We start from the raw sequence: 16,559 nt of genomic DNA, 5'->3' as shown, positions 1-16,559 counted from the left end.
TTAGGAAACAGATTGCGGTTTGGCGTTCGGATGGTTCGCCGGTGGTTGTCCGAGAGGGGTCTTGAGGTTGACCGACCCTGTCTTGGCCCGCCGTTTCAACTGGCGGATGACGACGGGACACTTCGCCTCGGACTGATAGAGCACCTGACAATGCAGGCAGGTGACGCACTCGTTCGGGTTGATCTCTCCGGTGGGGTGGATTGCCTGAACGGGGCATTCGTTGGCGCAGGTCTGACAGGGGGTGCCGCAATCCTTGTAGCGGCGCAGCCAGTCAAACATGCGTATACGGGCGGGGATGGCCAGCGCTCCGCCCAGCGGGCAGAGGTAGCGGCAATAGAACCGTTCGATGAACAGCCCGATCCCCAACAGGGCCAGCGCAAAGACCACAAACGGCCAGTCGCGCATGAATTTCAGGATGATGGCGGTCTTGAAGGGTTCAATCTCGGCATATGTCTCGGCCAGCGGGATTGAGACGAAACTGAGGCCAAACAACCCGAGGAAAATCATGTATTTCGCGGGCCAGAGGCGTTCGTTCAGGCCCCATGGCAAGGTCCATTGCGGGACTTTCAGCGCGCGGGCGATCTTGTTGGTCAGCTCTTGCAGCGCACCAAACGGGCACAGCCAGCCGCAATAGGCGCCGCGACCCCAGAAAAGCAGGGCGGCGGCCACAGCGAACCACTGAATGAAGACCAGTGGATCCAGCAGGAAGGCGTCCCACGAGAAGCCGGTGCGCAGGCTGCCTGCCAGCGCCATCAGGTTCACCACGCTTAGCTGCGCATTGGCGTACCAGCCGATGAAGAACAGGGTCATTGTCAGATAGCCGATGCGGAACCAGTAGAAGACCCGCGCGTTCATTGTGGCGTGGAACTGGAAGAAGAAGGTTGCGGTCAACACCAGCAGCATGACGCCAAGCACGGCGATCTCGATCGTGCGGTCCTTCCAGATGCGCTTCCAAAGCGCGGCTTTGGCGTTGGCTTCGTCGGTGGCATCGTCAACAATCGTGGGCGTGGCGACGGGCAGCAGGTAATTTTCGGGCAGTTTGTAGCCCAGATCGAAGGTCAAAAAGGTCTTTTCAACCGCGCCCACGGCCCGTTGCGCCAGCAGTTGCAGGCGGAAGGGTTCGGCCGGATCGAACTCGGCATCGGCGGGGATCTTGAAGATGTCGAGTTCGCTGAAGCTTGGCGCGTCGGGGGCTGCAACCTCGCCCAATCGCCGCTGTTGACGGTCGAAGAACCGGACCGAGCGGTCACCCTGAATCAACTGTATGCGGTCAAAGATTCCCCCGCGCACATAGCCGGAACCCTTGAAGCTGTAGGCACCGCGGCCCAGCACCAGAATGGCCTGCTCTCCCTCATCCAACCAATTGACAAGATTGGAATATTCCGCCTCACCCAAAAGCGATTTTCCGATTGAGGGTACCGAGACCAGAGCCATGTGCATGTCGATGAAAGTGTCATCCGGCTCACCAGGTTCGGGGCGTTTGATGGCGCGCTGATCGCCGGTGGCCTCAAAAGCGGCGTTGATCTGCCCGATATCCAGCGTCAGACGCCGGACCGAGCCGTCACCGGACAGGGTTGCCCAGTCGTAGGTCGCACTTTGCGCCATGTCGACTTCGCGTTTGGGTCCGTCGGCCTGTACCGGAGACAGCCCACCCAGCCCCAGCGCGCGGGCCACCTTGATCCCGCCACGCACGAGGCTGTCGTCGATCACCATAATCGTCACAGTCGCGCCCGAGATGATGTCGAGGTCGTGCCCCTCGCCGCCGGTTTCGGCCTCACGTTTGAGGTCAAGACCCGCATAGCCTTCGGTCAACTCGACCATGCGCGAGTTGGGAATACCAATAAGAACAATGGGTTCCGAGTGCTTAACCAGCTTTACGCCGGTCAGAACCGCGTCGGCGTCTATGGCTGCAACCACGTGAATGGGCTTGCCGGAATAACCGGTCGTACCCACAAAATCGGATGTCAGGAAAGCCCATGCAATCGTCTCGCCCCCCTTCAGAACAGGGGCGACCTTGACGTCATCGCGCACCGGGCCAAAGGCATCGGCACCGGGGGACAATTCGGCGGGATCGATCTCGGGCAGGAAGCTGGCGAGGCTGTCGGCATGGGCCGCTACGGCCATCAGGCAGGACAGGATCAGGGCCAGAAGAAAATGGGTTGCGCGCTTAATCGTCATGGCGCACCTCCGGATACTTGGATTGACGCCATGGACGCGCGTGGGGCGCGTTCGGTTCTGTTTTGGGTCGCGGACGGGGGTCCGCGGGTTTCGGGCCAGAGACGGGCCGAATTGTACGATTTGTACAGGTTCTGGCACCCCAATGTTTCGGTTTGTACACTTGCTGTCAGACCCAATTCGGGCAAGTTCGGCAGCGGTGCCGCCCCGGTCACGGCGCAAAGGGCGCAGTCGGCGCATTTCGGACAGGGCGCGGTGGGATCAGTGGAACCTTCTTCCGGCTCGATCTGAACCCAGACCGCCCCTGCCTCCGAGCAGATCTCCATCCAGACGCCTTGTCCGGGACTCGCCAGCGCCGGACCGAGCATCTGCAACAGCAACAGGAGGATGCCCGCCAAGCCCACCACCGCACGAAACGCGCGGTCGAGAGGGTTAGGGTGGATGCGGAAGGCAGGCATGGAGACTCCGACTCGGGAAGTTTGTCCGAGTCATAGGGAGTCTGTAGGTGAGAAGACTTGACTTAGGTCAGGTTCACAAAATTGAACGCAAGTGACGACCGCCGACATATTGCAGTTGCGGCCGCATCAGGAATGGGCCGGGTGGCTAAGATCTGACCGCAATTCAATCTGACTTAGCCGGACCCAACAGCCACCATGTTTCGACCATTCCCATTCCCTTGATGTCGACCTGCCCCCGCTTTTCGAACCGGTAGTCACCGACCAGTTCGCTATACGCCGGCCCGGTGACCTGAATCCGTCCGGGCTCGCCGTGGCTTTCCATGCGGCTGGCCGTATTCACCGTCTCGCCCCAGACGTCATAGAAGAGCTTTTTGTTGCCGATGACACCGGCCACGGCGGGCCCGGCGTGGAGGCCAATTCGGATGTCCACTGTGTCTTTCAGTTCACCAGACAGGGGTTTCATCGCCTCAAGCATCCCTAATGCCATTTCCGCTACGCGGTGAACTGGATCACCGCAAGGATTAGGCATTCCGGCCGCAACCATATACGCATCGCCGATCGTCTTGATTTTCTCCAAACCATACGTCTCCGCGATCGCATCAAATCTGCTGAAAATCAGGTTGAGAAAATCCACAACCTTTTCCGGCTCCATTGCGGCGGAGCGTGGGGTAAACTGGACGATATCCGCAAATAAAATGGCCACTTTCGGCAGGTTGTCCGCGATTGTCTTGTCCGGTTCAACCTTGAGCCGCGCAGCGATTTCTTCCGGCAACAGATTGTAAAGCAATGCTTCCGACTTTGCATATTCAGCCTCAAGCGCGTCTTCCGCACTTTCAGCCCGCAGAAACGCGAAATAGACCGCAACGGTGATCATGGCTGCGGTGAGAAAAGCCGCAAGGACAAGAAGCACGCTTTGAAACGGTGGCACGTTGGCTGCGGGTAGCGCAGGTTCGGAAAAATGCAGCGCGGCGTATGCAACAGAGAGCGCACAAACCAGCGTGCAAAGGATGATGCTTTGTTTCCATTTGGTTCCCACCACAACAACGGCAGCGGGTGGAACGACAAGTATATACAGATAAACACCCGACTCAGCGCCCACGAAATAGGTGAGCGTAACAAAGCATCCGCAGATGGATATCGTGGAAAAGGCCGTCAAGGCGGCCGCGCCCAGCCGGCTGACGAATGGCAGGGCAAAAATACTGAGCCCCAGAACCACAAGCACCACGGATGCAGGCCACATCGACATGTCGTGAAACTGATAGAATCCGATGAAGAAGAACGAATTGGCCGCCCCCCACAAACTGACGACATTTGCAGTCAGCTGACGCCGTTTTTGACGTTGCGACTTGCCCTCGAAACCGCAACTTAAATACCAGTCAAGCCATCGAGGAATTCGAACGCCTGGCAGTATGTCTGAGACCGCCATTAAAATCCCCTGTCAAAAAACTCCTTCAAACATAGCGGTGTTGTTTGGATTTGGTAAACGCGGTGACGTTTGCCCGGCGGAAACAAAAATGAGCGCGCTAATTTATCGCGCGCTCCAGTCTCAGGGAGGGTAATGAAAAAAATACGCTTCAAATAACTCGATAACGCACACTCTGTAATGATCCCAGCATGGCACGGATCAGAGGTGCGGTCAGTGAAGCCGGTTACACAGTTGGGCCATTCGACCGATTAATTTGGCGGCCATTGGCAAAAAGAAGCCCCTGAGATTACCATTTGGCAATGCACTTTCGGATGTTGAACCGCGCGTGGCGTCATGTGCCGAGTTGATCGCGCAGCAACCGGCGCAGGATTTTTCCGGATGCGGATTTCGGGATTTCCTCGACCACCTCCAGAATGCGGACCTGTTTGTAATGGGCCAGCCGGTCTTCAAGGTAGTCCTGCACGTCGCCCAGTGTCGGGGCCGTCTGGCCCGGCGCGGCGACGATGAAGGCCATGGGCAGTTCGCCCGCCTCGGCATCGGGTTTGCCAATCACGGCGGCATCGGAAATCGCGGTGTGGGTCAGAAGCTCGGCCTCAAGCTCGGCCGGGGCGACCTGAAACCCATTGTACTTGATCAGTTCCTTGAGCCGGTCGGTGATATAGATGAACCCGTCATCGTCAACATGGCCGATATCCCCGGTTCTGAGCCATCCGCCATCGACCACGGTGTCCGAAGTGGCCTGCGGATTGTTGAGGTATCCTTTCATCACCTGTGGGCCGCGCACCCAGATTTCCCCGTCCTCTCCCGTTGGCAGGTCGTCCTGCGTTTCGGGGTTTACGATCCGGAATTCGGTGTTTGGAATCACCACGCCCGATGCGCCAGGTTTGCCCCTGCCGAAAGGCGACAAGTGGCTGACGGGCGACAACTCGGTCATGCCGTAGCCTTGTGTGGCATTGGTGCCAAGGCGCTTGCCCATGGCTTCGGCCACGTTCGCACCCAGCGGTGCGGCGGCCGAGTTGACCTGCACGACACAGGACAGGTCGTGGTGATCGACCATCGGGTGCATCGCCAGTGCCAGAGCGACCGGCGGTACGACCCAGAGCCGTGGTGTTTTGTATTTGACCACCAGCGACAGGTACATCTCGAGATCGAAACGCGGCATGGTCACCAAACCGCCATTTGATGCCAGATAGATGTTCTGCAGGATCTGAAGCCCGTAGATGTGGAAGAACGGCAGAAAGGCGATCGTCAGTTCGCCGGGGTTCATATCGACGGTGGCAAGCGTCTGGTCGATATTCACAACAAGGTTCTGGTGGGTCAGCATCACGCCCTTGGGCAATCCCGTCGTGCCCGAGGAATAGGGCAGCGCGACGACATGCTCGGCGACATCGACCGGGGCCTGCTCCTCCAGCGGCGGTCCCATCAGTTCGGACAGCGCAACCATGCCTTCGGGCGCGTCGCCGATGACCACAATCTCCTGCACGCCGGTGCCCTTGATGGCCTCTTGCGCGGTTTCGGCAAACATCTCAACCGTGACCAGAATGTCGGCTCCGGCGTCGATAAGCTGATGGTTGGTCTCATGCGCGGTATAGGTCGGGTTGATCGTGGTCACCGTTCCGCCCGCCCAGGCCGAGGCGTGAAAGACCACACAATATTCGGGAAGGTTGGGGGCCATCAGGGCCACCACTTTGCCTGCGCCCCATCCGCGTTGTGTAAGCCCCCCCGCCAAGGATTTGACACCATCTATGAACTGCGCACCGGTTATCGAGCGTCCGGACGGCCCGTCGGTCAGGACCGCCATGTCGGGGTCGATGCCCTCGAACACGCGCTGAGTAATGGTTTTTTCGGTCAGTGAAACGTCAGGAAATGAACTCTTGTAAATCGTCATGAAACATCCTCCCTCCCTGAAGGATGGCACAGGGAGGGAGGCAGACCAAAGATTTTCCTGACTCTGCGGCGGTTTCGGGCCGATTGAACAGGGTCGTTATTGCGCGGCGACCGGCATCCGGGCGATCTGACAGCGTTGCCAGAGGGCCGATAATGCACCGACCAGATGGTCGATATCGGCGTCGGTATGGACCGGCGACGGGGTAATGCGCAGGCGTTCGGTCCCTTTGGGAACGGTCGGGTAGTTGATCGGCTGGATGTAGATGCCGAACTCTTCCAGCAGGGTGTCCGAGATGAACTTGCACTTGACCGGATCGCCCACCATCACTGGAATGATGTGGCTGGGGTTGGGCAGGTGGGGAATGCCTTCGGCATCCAGCCGTGCGCGAACCTGTGCGACGCGCATTTTCTGGGTATCCCGTTCGACCGCAGACTGTTTCAGATGCCGGATCGAGGCGGCGGCCCCGGCGGCGATGGCTGGCGGCAGTGCGGTGGTAAAGATGAACCCACTGGCAAAGCTGCGCACGAAGTCACACAGGGCGGCCGAGGCGGCGATATATCCACCAACCACACCAAAGGCTTTGCCAAGCGTGCCTTCGATGACCGTCAGCCGTTCCATCAGACCCTCGCGTTCGGCAATGCCGCCGCCGCGTGGGCCGTAAAGGCCGACGGCGTGCACCTCGTCCAGATAGGTCATGGCGCCGTATTTGTCGGCCAGATCACAGATTTCCTTGATGGGGGCGATGTCGCCATCCATCGAATAGACCGATTCAAAGGCCACCATCTTGGGCGCATCCGGATCAGCGGCGGCCAGTTTCGCCTCGAGGTCCTCGAGGTCGTTGTGTTTCCAGATCACCTTTTGGGCGCGGGAATGGCGGATGCCTTCGATCATCGAGGCGTGGTTGAGCGCGTCCGAGAACACGATCAGGCCGGGGATCTTGGAGGCAAGGGTACCGAGGGCAGCCCAGTTCGAAACATATCCGGAGGTAAAGAGGAGTGCTGCCTCTTTCCCGTGCAGGTCGGCCAGTTCGGCTTCGAGCAGCACGTGATCGTGAGTGGTGCCGGAAATGTTGCGGGTGCCCCCGGCCCCTGCCCCGCAGCGGTCAAGCGCATCATGCATTGCCGCAAGGACGGACGGGTGCTGGCCCATGCCTAGATAGTCGTTCGAACACCAGATGCGCACGTCGCGCCGGGTTTCACCGTCGGTCTGGCGGGCATTTGGAAAAGCGCCGCAGCGGCGCTGAAGGTCGATGAAAACACGGTAATTCCCTTCGTCCCGCAGATTGTCGAGGCTCTGGGTGAAATATCGCTCGTAGTCCATGACGTTCTCTCCCGGGAATACTGGCTTTGTGGTGACGTTAGAACCGGTGGCGGGCCGGGAACATGACTATTGTCAAGTGTCGCAAAGGATTGACGGCAGGTCGTGGAAAAGGCAGGTGCACCGGGGCCCACTTTGACGTAGTTTGGGTTCGAATGACCCACTGGCCGGATCGAGCCAGCAGGAAATTAATGAGGTGGCCTTATTGGCGCATGAAGCACAGAAAGCGATCGCGCGGCAGTCATTGCTGTTACGATCACTGCCGGAACAGCATGTCGACACGTTGCTGAGTCACGCGATCTGGCGGAAATACGACCGCGGAGAAACCATATTTCTGCAGGAGGAAGAGGCACAGGCCATTCACGTCGTACTGAGTGGCTGGGTCAAGCTGTTCCGAATGGCGCCCACGGGTGCCGAAGCGGTGGTGAGCGTCTTTACCCGCGGAGAGAGCTTTGGCGAGGCCGTGGCGCTGCGCAACATGCCCTATCCGGTTTCGGCCGAGGCGGTTTCTTCCTGCGAGATCATGCACGTGCCCAGCCCGATCTTCATCTCGCTGATGAAGGAAGACCCGGAGATCGGAATTTCGATTCTGGCGGCCACGTTTACCCATCTGCATTCGCTGGTAGCCCAGCTGGAACAACTGAAGGCGCAGACCGGAGCCCAGCGGGTGGCGGAGTTTCTGCTGAACCTGTGCGATTGCGAGACCGGGGACTGTGACGTCACCCTGCCCTACGACAAGATGCTGATCGCTGGGCGTCTGGGCATGAAACCCGAAAGCCTGAGCCGGGCGTTTTCGCGACTGAAGACGGCTGGCGTTACGGTCAAGCGCAACCACGCGGAAATTTCGGATATCGAGGTGCTGCGCGATTATGCCGAAAGTGATCCGGCAGAGAACTGGAGCAGGTAATGAGTGAACGGATGCAAACGGTTCTGGACGCAATTGATGCGGCCAACGACGCGGACCCCAAGCTTGAGGATGGCCGCCCGGAGGCGCTGCTTTATGGCGAACGGATGAGCGCTGAGATGAACCGGCTGTTTCCCGGTGCGGGGGATGTGCTGCAGATCGCGGCGCGGGGGCAGCATGTGGAGCGCTGGAAACTGGCGCGGTCGGAATATCCGGAAGGCCGCGCGGGCTATCTGGCCTGGCGCAAGGCACAGGGCGTGCATCACGCCGAGGTGGTCATGGGGCTTATGACCAAGGCCGGGTACGGTGCAGAAGACACCGAGGCGGCGGGCCGGATGCTGCGCAAGGAAGGCATCAAGCGCGATGCGGATGTGCAGGCACTGGAGGACGTGATCTGTTTCGTATTCCTGAAATGGTATTTTGCACCGTTTGCCGAAAAGCACTCGGCTGAGAAAATTCAGCGCATCGTGGAAAAGACTGCCCGGAAAATGTCGGCTGAGGCGCGAGCGCGGGTGCTGAAGGAATTTGACCTGCCCGAGGATCTGGCGGCGGCGTTCCGAGGCTGAGGCCCTTCCGCCCGTTTACGGCGCATCTGCGATGCACCCACACGGTTGGGCAGGGTCGCGCCTGCGGTTGGGCGGCGAAATCTGAACCGGTATTTTGGGAAGGTCCGGTGGCGCGATATCAGTCTTATATCATCTGCACGAGTCCCAGAAGCGGCAGTACGTTGCTGTGCGGACTGCTGGCGGCAACAGGTATTGCGGGTCTGCCGGATTCGCATTTTCACCGGCCGTCGGTTCCTGCCTGGCTGGACGCCCACGACTTGTCTGATGAGCAATTTTCGGACGAGCTCGAAGCGCTGAACGCTGTATTCGATGCGGCGATCCGGTGCGGAACGGGGGACACCGGAATGTTCGGACTGCGAATGCAGTGGCACAGCTTTGAGTTTTTCCGCAAGAAACTTACCTGTCTGCATCCCGCGCTGCCCAGTGATGCAGATCGTATGCAAGCGGTGTTCGGAGCGACGCTGTTCATTCATCTGACGCGTCCGCAAAAGCTGGAACAGGCCATTTCGCGCGTCATCGCCGAGCAGACGGGGTTGTGGCACCGGGCTGCTGACGGGACAGAGATGGAACGTCTGTCCGCGCCGCAGGAACCTGTTTATGACGCCGCAGCGATCTCTCACCATCTAACCGAACTGACCGCCTTTGACGAAGGGTGGGACGGCTGGTTCAGGGACATGGCAGTAGAGCCGTTGCGGATTTCTTATGACGAGTTGTCCCGCGATCCGCAGGCAACGCTGGCGGGCATTCTTGAGGCGCTGGGGCTGGATGTGACAGTCGCCGATGGGCTTGCCGCGCCGACGGCAAAGCTTGCGGATGATGTCAGTCAGGCGTGGGCGGCGCGTTTCCGGGCGAGAGAGGCACAGGTGGGATGACCGGCGCGCGCATCAGATCAGGTACAACCCAAGCAACAGCAGTGTGAATACGGTCAGCACCGCAGTGAACCCCCGGAGCCATGCGGGGCTTTGGGCGAGGTCCAGATAGCGGGCAAGTATGATGCGGGCCTTGGCGAGGGCCAGAAACAGGATTCCCGCGCCGATGAACTTGGGTGACAGCGGCAGGGTGGTCAGCAATGCGGTTGTCAGGCTGAGCGCCAGAAGTCCGAGCCATGCGATTGTGAGGCGGTCGGGGAGCCTCTGGCGGAAGTATCTGGTGCCAGATGAAGAACGGATCATTGCCATCACCCCAACAGGTAGATCACCGGGAACAGCAGCACCCAGACCAGATCGACCATGTGCCAGAACTGGGCGCCTGCCTCGATATTGCGGGGATCGTCGCGCCAGGCGACCAGCAGCAGGATGCACACCCCGGCAAGGACGTGCGCGGCGTGGAAACCCGTGAGAAGGTAGTAGAACAGGAAGAACGGGTGGGATTCATAGCTGATGCCCTGCCCCGCCTTGCCTGCATATTCCGCGCCTTTGATGATGAGGAAAAGGACACCCAGCAGGGCCGCACCGATCAGGGCAAGGCGGGCGGTTGTACGGCGGGCTACCTGCCGCCATTGCAGCGCCTTGGCGGCGAGAAAGCCGGACGTGACCAGAACGGCGGTATTGAGCGCCGCGCCGGTGCGATAGAGGTGGGATTGCGCCTCGGCAAAGCCAGCCGGGTCGGTGAGGCGCACGCCCATGAAAGCGACCAGCCCCGCGCCGAAGACCAGCAACTCGCTGATGATCAGCACCCACATCAGAAGCTCGCCTGGAAGCTCGTCGATCAGGGCCGCATCGCTCATGCGCCGACCAGCTGGCGGTAGATCTGCGGCAGGGCCATGGTCAGGCGGTGCGGGTCGGGGATGACGGCAAAGCCGCCCTGTCCGAACATGCGGGGGAACCAGCTTTTGCCGGTCTTGTCGATGGTGACGCCAAAGACCGATTGTCCGGCGCGGAGCGCCTCACGCACGGCCTGCCTTGTGTCTTCGATACCGTGACGGCCTTCGTAATGGTCCAGATCGTTGGGTTTGCCGTCGGTGATGACCAGCAGCAGGCGGCGTTTGCGGGATTGCGCGGTCAGATCGGCGGAACAGTGGCGGATCGCGGCCCCGAGGCGGGTGTAATGACCGGGGCGCAGCGAGGCTATACGTTGTTCAACCGTGGCGCCCATCGGTTCGTCAAAGCGTTTGCAACGCTGGACATAGACCCGCTGGCGTTTGAGCGAGCTGAAGGCGTGTATGGCGAAATCGTCGCCGCAGGCATTCAGGCCCCAGGCCAGAGCGGCCAGTGCCTCGCGCTCGATATCGATGACGGCGCGGCCGGTGACGGCGCTTTCGGTCGAGCGGCTAACGTCGAGCAGGATCGACACCGCCAGATCGCGAGCCTCGGGCCGGGATTGCAGCCAGATGCGTTCATTGCCTTCGCCGCTGGCATGACGGTCGGTTTCGGCGCGCACGGCGGCTTCGATATCCAGCTGATCGCCGTCCAGATGGCCACGGGTCATGACGCGGCCCGGGCGCAGGGCCTCGAACTGGCGTTTGACGGCGCGGATGCGGCGGGCGGTGGCGGGGTCCTTGCCAAACTCAGCGGCGTCCTCGCGGATTTCCGCGTCCGAGGTCAGGACGTTGACGTGATCCGGCAGGTAAGCTCCTGTCCGTACGTCCCATTCGGGATAGAGGATACGACCCGACAGGCGTTCGCGGTTCACATCCTCGGGCGCGAGGTCGAGGTGGAGTTTCAGCTTGGTCGGCGGCGCCTTGGAGATCTGGCCCAGGCCAATCTCGTCCTGATCGTCGGCGGCCTTTTTGGCATTGTCGGGATCATCGTCATCGATGCGACGGTTGATATTGAGGAATTCGGCCCAGCTGAGGATCGCCTCGAACTTGTGCAGAATGAAGCTGTCGCTGCGCGACGCCTGATCGGATTTGCGGCGGCGCGCACGGTGGGTCTTTTCACCCGACTCTTCGGGCGGGCCTTCGGTGTCGGGGTTTTCAACCTCGTTATGTTCGGAAAAGCCGACGGCGCGCAGTTCCGGCCACAGGGCAACCGGCCGGAAATGCTGATAGCCGCGCGGGGCGATAAGATCATCGTCAAGCGCCTTCAGCTGTTCGGCCCGCGCCGAAAGCGGCGTGGGGTCGCCCAGCATTTGGCGGACCAGTTCTTCGACGGCGGCTTCGACCGGGGGCAGATCGGGGACGTCGCGTTGGTGCAGCAGCCCCTTGCAAAGCTCGGAATACAGCGGGCGCAGGCCCGGGGCGTCGTCAAGCGTCGCCGCAACCATTTCCTGCGCGGCGGTCAGGGCGTGCAGATCAGCACGCAGGGGGTCATCTTCGTCAATTCGGGTTCCCGCATGGGCGGCGGCGGCGGCAAGCCAGACATAGAGCGCGCCGTTGGCTTCGCGTGCGGGAAAGACGGCCAGTCGGTCCGGCAGGCGCAGAACCTCGCCGTCGAACGAGGCGCGCGGAAGCTGCTCGGCCTCGGTCGCCAGACGGCGGCGCCAGCTTAGGCGGTGGTGCGAAATTTCGGGTGAGACCGGGCGCAATTCGACGCCCGGACTACCCCCAAGTCCCCGAAAGAGGACTGCCAGCCGCCCCGCGACCTCAGAAAGGTCGACCGCGGCTCCAACATGCACCTCAGGTGCATCGAGGCGGCTGGCAAGGGTGTGCCATAGTTTCCCGATCGTTTCTTCGGGTTCCCATGGCTCGAAATCGATCTTGACCATCGGCCGGCCTCACCCAAAGACAGCCGTGACAAGATCGAGGAGCCCGCGTTTGATATCCTCGTCATCGGTCAGAGGTTCGATCATGGCGGCAAGGATGGCGCGGTCTGTAGACATGCCCTGTGCGATCAGCGTCGCGGCATAAACGACCAGACGGGTAGAAACGCCTTCCTCGAGATCCTGACCCTTGAGCCCGCGCAGCTTACCGGCCAGACGGACCAGCGGTTTGCATCGTTCCAGCGGCAGGCCGCTTTCCTGCGAGACGACTTCGGCCTCCATCTCGGGCGAGGGGAAGTCGAATTCCAGCGAGATGAACCGCTGCCGGGTCGAGGGTTTCAGGGTTTTCAGGATGTTCTGGTAGCCGGGGTTGTAGGAAGCCACCAGCATGAAGCCGGGTGCGGCCTCAAGTTCTTCGCCGGTGCGGTCGATCGGCAGGATACGCCGGTCGTCTGTCAGCGGGTGCAGCACGACGGTGACGTCCTTGCGGGCCTCGACCACCTCATCGAGGTAGCAGATCGCGCCTTCGCGCACTGCGCGGGTCAGGGGGCCATCGACCCAGACGGTTTCGCCGCCTTTCAGCAGGTAGCGACCGATCAGGTCAGCGGCTGCCAGATCGTCGTGGCAGGCCACGGTGTAAAGCGGGCGGCCAAGACTGGCGGCCATGTGGGCCACAAAGCGGGTCTTGCCGCAGCCGGTCGGGCCTTTCAGCAGGACCGGCAGGTTGTTGGTATAAGCGGCGGCGAACACATCGCATTCGTCGCCCTGGGGGAGGTAGAAGGGGGCGTCAGCCGCCCCCGTTCCCATTTGTATGGAGCCGTCCATATCCATTACTCCGCAGGTGTTTCGGCTGCGCCGGGTTCAATGATCTCTTTCCGGGGAACCCAGATCGAGTAGATGAACAGCAGCGCACCAAGGACCACGACCAGACCAGAACCAAGACGCATCCAGTAGAAGATCTCGATCTGATCCTGCACATCCATGAAGTAGTCACCGACCACCCGTTGCATGTGAGTCTGAACAGTACCGGCAAAGGTCAGCACGAAGGTCATGAAGACCATACCGCTGGTCATCAGCCAGAAGGACGCCATGTTGAGAACCTGATTGTAGGGATCGCGGTTCTTGAGGATCGGCATGGCATAGCTGAAGATCGCCAGGTTGAGGCAGACATAGGCACCGTAGAAGGCAAGGTGACCGTGAGCCGCGGTGATCTGTGTGCCGTGGGTATAGTAGTTCACCCCGTGCAGCGTGTGCAGGAAGCCCCAGACACCGGCACCGAAGAACGCCAGCGTGGCACAGCCCAGCGACCACAGAAGTGCGGCCTTGTTCGGGTGGTCACGGCGGCCCTTCCAGACCATGACAAAGGCAAAGGCCATCATCGCGAAGAACGGGATCACTTCGAGGCTGGAGAAGATCGAACCGATCCACTGCCAGTACGCAGGCGTACCGATCCAATAGTAGTGGTGGCCGGTGCCAAGGATGCCCGAGAACAGGGCGGCGGCAACGATGACATAGAGCCATTTCTCGACGATCTCACGGTCAACGCCGGTCAGCTTGAGCATCAGATAGGCCAGGATCGAGGCCATGATCAGTTCCCACACACCTTCGACCCACAGGTGGACGACGTACCACCAGTATTGTTTGTCCAGGGACAGGTTGCCCGGGTTGTAGAAGGCAAACAGGAACAGCAGTGCCAGGCCCCAGAGACCCAGAAGCAGGATGTTCGAAATCGCGGTCTTCTTACCCTTCAACACCGTCATCGAGACGTTGTAGAGGAAGATCAGCGCGGCAACGACGATGCCTGCCTTGACCCATTTGGGCTGTTCAAGGAACTCGCGTCCTTCTTTGCCCAGCAGCCAGTTGCCTTCGAACAGGTTGAAGACATAGGTCACGACCACGCCCAGTGTGCCGACCACAAGGATGATCAGCTGCAGATAGGCCAGTTTGGTCGAATGGATCTCACGCTCGGTCTCTTCCGGGATCAGGAAATAGGCCGCGCCGAAGAAGCCAAGGATTAGCCAGACAATCAGCGAGTTGGTGTGCAGCATCCGCACGATGTTGAACGGCAGAAGCTCGCTCAGGAAGTTGGGGGATACATAGATCAGGCCAGCCAGCAGGCCGCCGATCACCTGTATCGCGAACAGGCCCATGGCTACTGCGAAGTAGGCGTAGGCCACCTTTTGGGATTCGTATTTCATTTCTCGGTTCCCTTCTTAGCCCGCGTCGTTCGGCGGCCAGTCCTGAGCGTCGATGTTGTCCGTCCAGATCAGGAAGTTCGCCAGATCGCGGATTTCTTCGTCGCTGAGGTTGAAATTGGGCATCTGCCGCCGGCCTTCGATGCCGGTCGGTTGCGCCTCCATCCAGCCCTTGAGGGTTTCAAAGGCCGACTCTGGGTCGTCGAGAACGCCCCAGCGGGTCATCACATTGCCGACCTCGGGGGCGAAATACGCACCCTCGCCCAGAATCGAGTGACAGTTGACACAGGCATGTTTTTCCCAGACGTGCTTGCCCCGGATCACGCTGTCATCGAGCTTGGCCGCGTTTTCGGACCGCACGATGTACAGGTGGGAATGGGCCGACAAGGCCAGAAAGATGAGAATAAAGAACAGTGACCCGCCATAGAATATGTTGCGGGCCATGCTCTTGGTCATGACTTCGCGCATTGCGCTCTCCTTTGCGCCGCTTTGCTGATGCAAGGAGCATGGCGGTCGGGCCATAGGTACGCCTTAACCAAAGTCAAGACTGCCGGGCGAATTCCGGTTTGGTCACGCAACCGGGTGGGTGCGGGATCGGGCCGTCACTCTGGCACCCAACGTCTGGTGTTTATGTCGCAATACCTAAAAATCGCCCGGATATTGCCTTGAAAATTGAATTTTGACCCGGCATTGATTTACCCGGTTAGAGATGGTGCCGCCATTTGCGCAACCGCGCGGGATAACAGGCGGGCCGAAGTGAGTAGTTGGGTTAAAGATGGCAATCAATATTTACGGCGCATTCCGTTCTGACTCGACCATGACGGACAGCCAGGCGCAGCTATATCAGCCGGGCACCACCTTTCAGATCACCGCATACAGCCAGATCACGATCTCGGACGGGGCCGACCCCACGATCATCGACGGCGATAATGTTTCCAATGAAACTCCAAATGACCCGAGCCAGACCTATCTGGGTCAGTCATTTGCGTGGGACTATACCATCGAGGTCAACGATGGCGTGAACACCTATGAAATCGGCGTTATGGACTGGGACATCAACAATGATGGTGATTTCGACTTTCCGTCGGCCGAACAGGGTTACTTTCTTGGCTTTATCGGGGGCGTTCCGCCGCTGAACACCACCCTGACGATCGGGGCACTGACCGATAACGGTGCAGACATTCCGGTGAATACCGTTGTGCCTTGTTTCACCCGGGGAACACTGATCGAAACGCCGCAGGGGCCGCGCGAAATCGACACCCTGTCGGTCGGGGATGAGATTGTCACGCTGGATCGCGGCGCGCAGCCAATCCGCTGGATCGGATCGCGCGAACTGGGGCCGGAAGAATTGGCCGCCAAGCCCATGCTGCGCCCGATCCGGATTGCCGCCGGTGCGTTGGGCTGTGGCCTGCCATATCGCGACCTGCTGGTTTCACCGCAACACCGGATGCTGGTGCGGTCTGCCATTGCGATCCGGATGTTCGATGCCGAAGAAGTTCTGGTTCCCGCACACAAGCTGGTAGGTGTTCCCGGCGTCACGGTCGACGAAACGGTCGAAAGCGTGACTTATATCCACGTCCTGTTCGACCGGCACGAGGTTGTTTTTGCCGAAGGGGCGCCATCGGAAAGCCTGTTTACCGGCCCCGAGGCGCTCAAGGGTGTCAGCCCTCAGGCGCGCGGTGAAATTCTTGACCTGTTCCCGTCGCTGATGAGACCCGACTATATCCCTGATGCCGCGCGCAGGATCCCTGCCAGAGGCGGCCAGATCAGGAGATTGGTGCACCGCCATCTCAAGAACGACCAGCCACTGATCGGGCGGAACTAGCACTCAAAACTGTCCCCTTTTGTTGCCTAAGCAACGAAAGGCCCAATCTCAGCTTCCGACATTACGGCCGTTTTCAACGGCAAACCAAGATTGGCAGTGCCCAATCAGGTGCAACTTGCCATGAAGGTAGGAAAACCTGTTCGTCGTAACCAGCGAAGGCAGTCGG

15 protein-coding genes are annotated in these 16,559 nt (G+C 60.1%); 4 read left to right on the top strand and 11 right to left on the bottom strand.

Going from position 1 to position 16,559, the window contains the following annotated elements:
- From ACR0NW_RS14830 to hemA, 5 genes are all read right to left on the bottom strand, one after another.
- Nucleotides 1-2,178 (bottom strand): 4Fe-4S binding protein, encoded by a 2,178-nt coding sequence (locus tag ACR0NW_RS14830; protein ID WP_480451264.1) that lies wholly within the window; start codon nucleotides 2,176-2,178, stop codon nucleotides 1-3.
- A complete protein-coding gene (locus ACR0NW_RS14825) occupies nucleotides 2,175-2,633 on the bottom strand; it encodes a DUF2946 family protein (RefSeq protein ID WP_480451266.1) in 459 nt (152 codons plus the stop codon). Before ACR0NW_RS14825 ends, ACR0NW_RS14830 begins: the two co-directional genes overlap by 4 nt.
- A 163-nt stretch (nucleotides 2,634-2,796) precedes the next feature.
- Entirely contained in the window at nucleotides 2,797-4,059 is a 1,263-nt protein-coding gene (locus ACR0NW_RS14820) for an adenylate/guanylate cyclase domain-containing protein (RefSeq protein WP_480451267.1), read from the bottom strand.
- 331 nt (nucleotides 4,060-4,390) lie between these two features.
- Entirely contained in the window at nucleotides 4,391-5,947 is a 1,557-nt protein-coding gene (locus tag ACR0NW_RS14815; protein ID WP_480451269.1) for an AMP-binding protein, read from the bottom strand.
- 96 nt (nucleotides 5,948-6,043) lie between these two features.
- The gene (gene hemA / locus ACR0NW_RS14810) at nucleotides 6,044-7,267 is read right to left on the bottom strand and encodes a 5-aminolevulinate synthase (RefSeq protein ID WP_480451270.1); all 1,224 of its coding nucleotides are present in this window, start codon (nucleotides 7,265-7,267) and stop codon (nucleotides 6,044-6,046) included.
- Nucleotides 7,268-7,469: 202 nt separating this feature from the next.
- Here hemA and ACR0NW_RS14805 point away from each other — a divergent pair, with 202 nt between their 5' ends.
- From ACR0NW_RS14805 to ACR0NW_RS14795, 3 genes are all read left to right on the top strand, one after another.
- Nucleotides 7,470-8,171, top strand: a complete 702-nt coding sequence (locus ACR0NW_RS14805; RefSeq protein WP_170652538.1) for a Crp/Fnr family transcriptional regulator — start codon at nucleotides 7,470-7,472, stop codon at nucleotides 8,169-8,171.
- The gene (locus ACR0NW_RS14800; protein WP_480451272.1) at nucleotides 8,171-8,734 is read left to right on the top strand and encodes a DUF4202 domain-containing protein; all 564 of its coding nucleotides are present in this window, start codon (nucleotides 8,171-8,173) and stop codon (nucleotides 8,732-8,734) included. Before ACR0NW_RS14805 ends, ACR0NW_RS14800 begins: the two co-directional genes overlap by 1 nt.
- 107 nt (nucleotides 8,735-8,841) lie before the next feature.
- Nucleotides 8,842-9,606, top strand: coding sequence for a Stf0 family sulfotransferase (locus ACR0NW_RS14795; RefSeq protein WP_480451273.1), 765 nt, complete (start codon nucleotides 8,842-8,844; stop codon nucleotides 9,604-9,606).
- Nucleotides 9,607-9,618: 12 nt separating this feature from the next.
- On the opposite strand, the gene ACR0NW_RS14790 is transcribed toward ACR0NW_RS14795, so the two are convergent.
- From ACR0NW_RS14790 to ACR0NW_RS14765, 6 genes are read right to left on the bottom strand one after another with little or no spacing between them, the layout of a single operon-like run.
- Nucleotides 9,619-9,906 carry a cytochrome C oxidase subunit IV family protein gene (locus ACR0NW_RS14790; RefSeq protein ID WP_480451274.1) on the bottom strand — a complete coding sequence of 96 codons (288 nt, stop codon included), beginning with the start codon at nucleotides 9,904-9,906 and terminating at the stop codon, nucleotides 9,619-9,621.
- Nucleotides 9,907-9,911: 5 nt separating this feature from the next.
- The gene (locus tag ACR0NW_RS14785; RefSeq protein ID WP_170651314.1) at nucleotides 9,912-10,460 is read right to left on the bottom strand and encodes a cytochrome c oxidase subunit 3; all 549 of its coding nucleotides are present in this window, start codon (nucleotides 10,458-10,460) and stop codon (nucleotides 9,912-9,914) included.
- Nucleotides 10,457-12,379, bottom strand: coding sequence for a nitric oxide reductase activation protein NorD (locus ACR0NW_RS14780; protein WP_480451276.1), 1,923 nt, complete (start codon nucleotides 12,377-12,379; stop codon nucleotides 10,457-10,459). The genes ACR0NW_RS14785 and ACR0NW_RS14780 overlap by 4 nt, the downstream gene beginning before the upstream one ends.
- 9 nt (nucleotides 12,380-12,388) lie before the next feature.
- Complete coding sequence (locus ACR0NW_RS14775) at nucleotides 12,389-13,198, bottom strand: CbbQ/NirQ/NorQ/GpvN family protein (RefSeq protein ID WP_239343148.1); 810 nt, start codon at nucleotides 13,196-13,198, stop codon at nucleotides 12,389-12,391.
- Nucleotides 13,199-13,203: 5 nt separating this feature from the next.
- Nucleotides 13,204-14,571, bottom strand: a complete 1,368-nt coding sequence (locus ACR0NW_RS14770; protein ID WP_170651311.1) for a cbb3-type cytochrome c oxidase subunit I — start codon at nucleotides 14,569-14,571, stop codon at nucleotides 13,204-13,206.
- A gap of 15 nt (nucleotides 14,572-14,586) precedes the next feature.
- Nucleotides 14,587-15,036, bottom strand: a complete 450-nt coding sequence (locus tag ACR0NW_RS14765) for a c-type cytochrome (protein ID WP_480451277.1) — start codon at nucleotides 15,034-15,036, stop codon at nucleotides 14,587-14,589.
- Between the two features lie 307 nt (nucleotides 15,037-15,343).
- On the opposite strand from ACR0NW_RS14765, the gene ACR0NW_RS14760 reads away from it, so the two are divergent.
- Nucleotides 15,344-16,393, top strand: a complete 1,050-nt coding sequence (locus tag ACR0NW_RS14760) for a Hint domain-containing protein (RefSeq protein WP_480451278.1) — start codon at nucleotides 15,344-15,346, stop codon at nucleotides 16,391-16,393.
- The last annotated feature ends 166 nt before the right edge of the window (nucleotides 16,394-16,559 follow it).

The organism is Ruegeria sp. CF5, from assembly GCF_056537325.1.
Note: the sequence above shows the minus strand (reverse complement) of the source record. Positions and strands in the feature narration are given on the sequence as shown.

Excerpts from the sequence above, each read along its gene's own strand:
- ACR0NW_RS14830 (WP_480451264.1), bottom strand. The coding sequence starts at position 2,178 with ATGACGATTAAGCGCGCAACCCATTTTCTTCTGGCCCTGATCCTGTCC.
- ACR0NW_RS14825 (WP_480451266.1), bottom strand. The coding sequence starts at position 2,633 with ATGCCTGCCTTCCGCATCCACCCTAACCCTCTCGACCGCGCGTTTCGT.
- ACR0NW_RS14820 (WP_480451267.1), bottom strand. The coding sequence starts at position 4,059 with ATGGCGGTCTCAGACATACTGCCAGGCGTTCGAATTCCTCGATGGCTT.
- ACR0NW_RS14815 (WP_480451269.1), bottom strand. The coding sequence starts at position 5,947 with ATGACGATTTACAAGAGTTCATTTCCTGACGTTTCACTGACCGAAAAA.
- hemA (WP_480451270.1), bottom strand. The coding sequence starts at position 7,267 with ATGGACTACGAGCGATATTTCACCCAGAGCCTCGACAATCTGCGGGAC.
- ACR0NW_RS14800 (WP_480451272.1), top strand. The coding sequence starts at position 8,171 with ATGAGTGAACGGATGCAAACGGTTCTGGACGCAATTGATGCGGCCAAC.
- ACR0NW_RS14790 (WP_480451274.1), bottom strand. The coding sequence starts at position 9,906 with ATGATCCGTTCTTCATCTGGCACCAGATACTTCCGCCAGAGGCTCCCC.
- ACR0NW_RS14785 (WP_170651314.1), bottom strand. The coding sequence starts at position 10,460 with ATGAGCGATGCGGCCCTGATCGACGAGCTTCCAGGCGAGCTTCTGATG.
- ACR0NW_RS14780 (WP_480451276.1), bottom strand. The coding sequence starts at position 12,379 with ATGGTCAAGATCGATTTCGAGCCATGGGAACCCGAAGAAACGATCGGG.
- ACR0NW_RS14775 (WP_239343148.1), bottom strand. The coding sequence starts at position 13,198 with ATGGACGGCTCCATACAAATGGGAACGGGGGCGGCTGACGCCCCCTTC.
- ACR0NW_RS14770 (WP_170651311.1), bottom strand. The coding sequence starts at position 14,571 with ATGAAATACGAATCCCAAAAGGTGGCCTACGCCTACTTCGCAGTAGCC.
- ACR0NW_RS14765 (WP_480451277.1), bottom strand. The coding sequence starts at position 15,036 with ATGCGCGAAGTCATGACCAAGAGCATGGCCCGCAACATATTCTATGGC.
- ACR0NW_RS14760 (WP_480451278.1), top strand. The coding sequence starts at position 15,344 with ATGGCAATCAATATTTACGGCGCATTCCGTTCTGACTCGACCATGACG.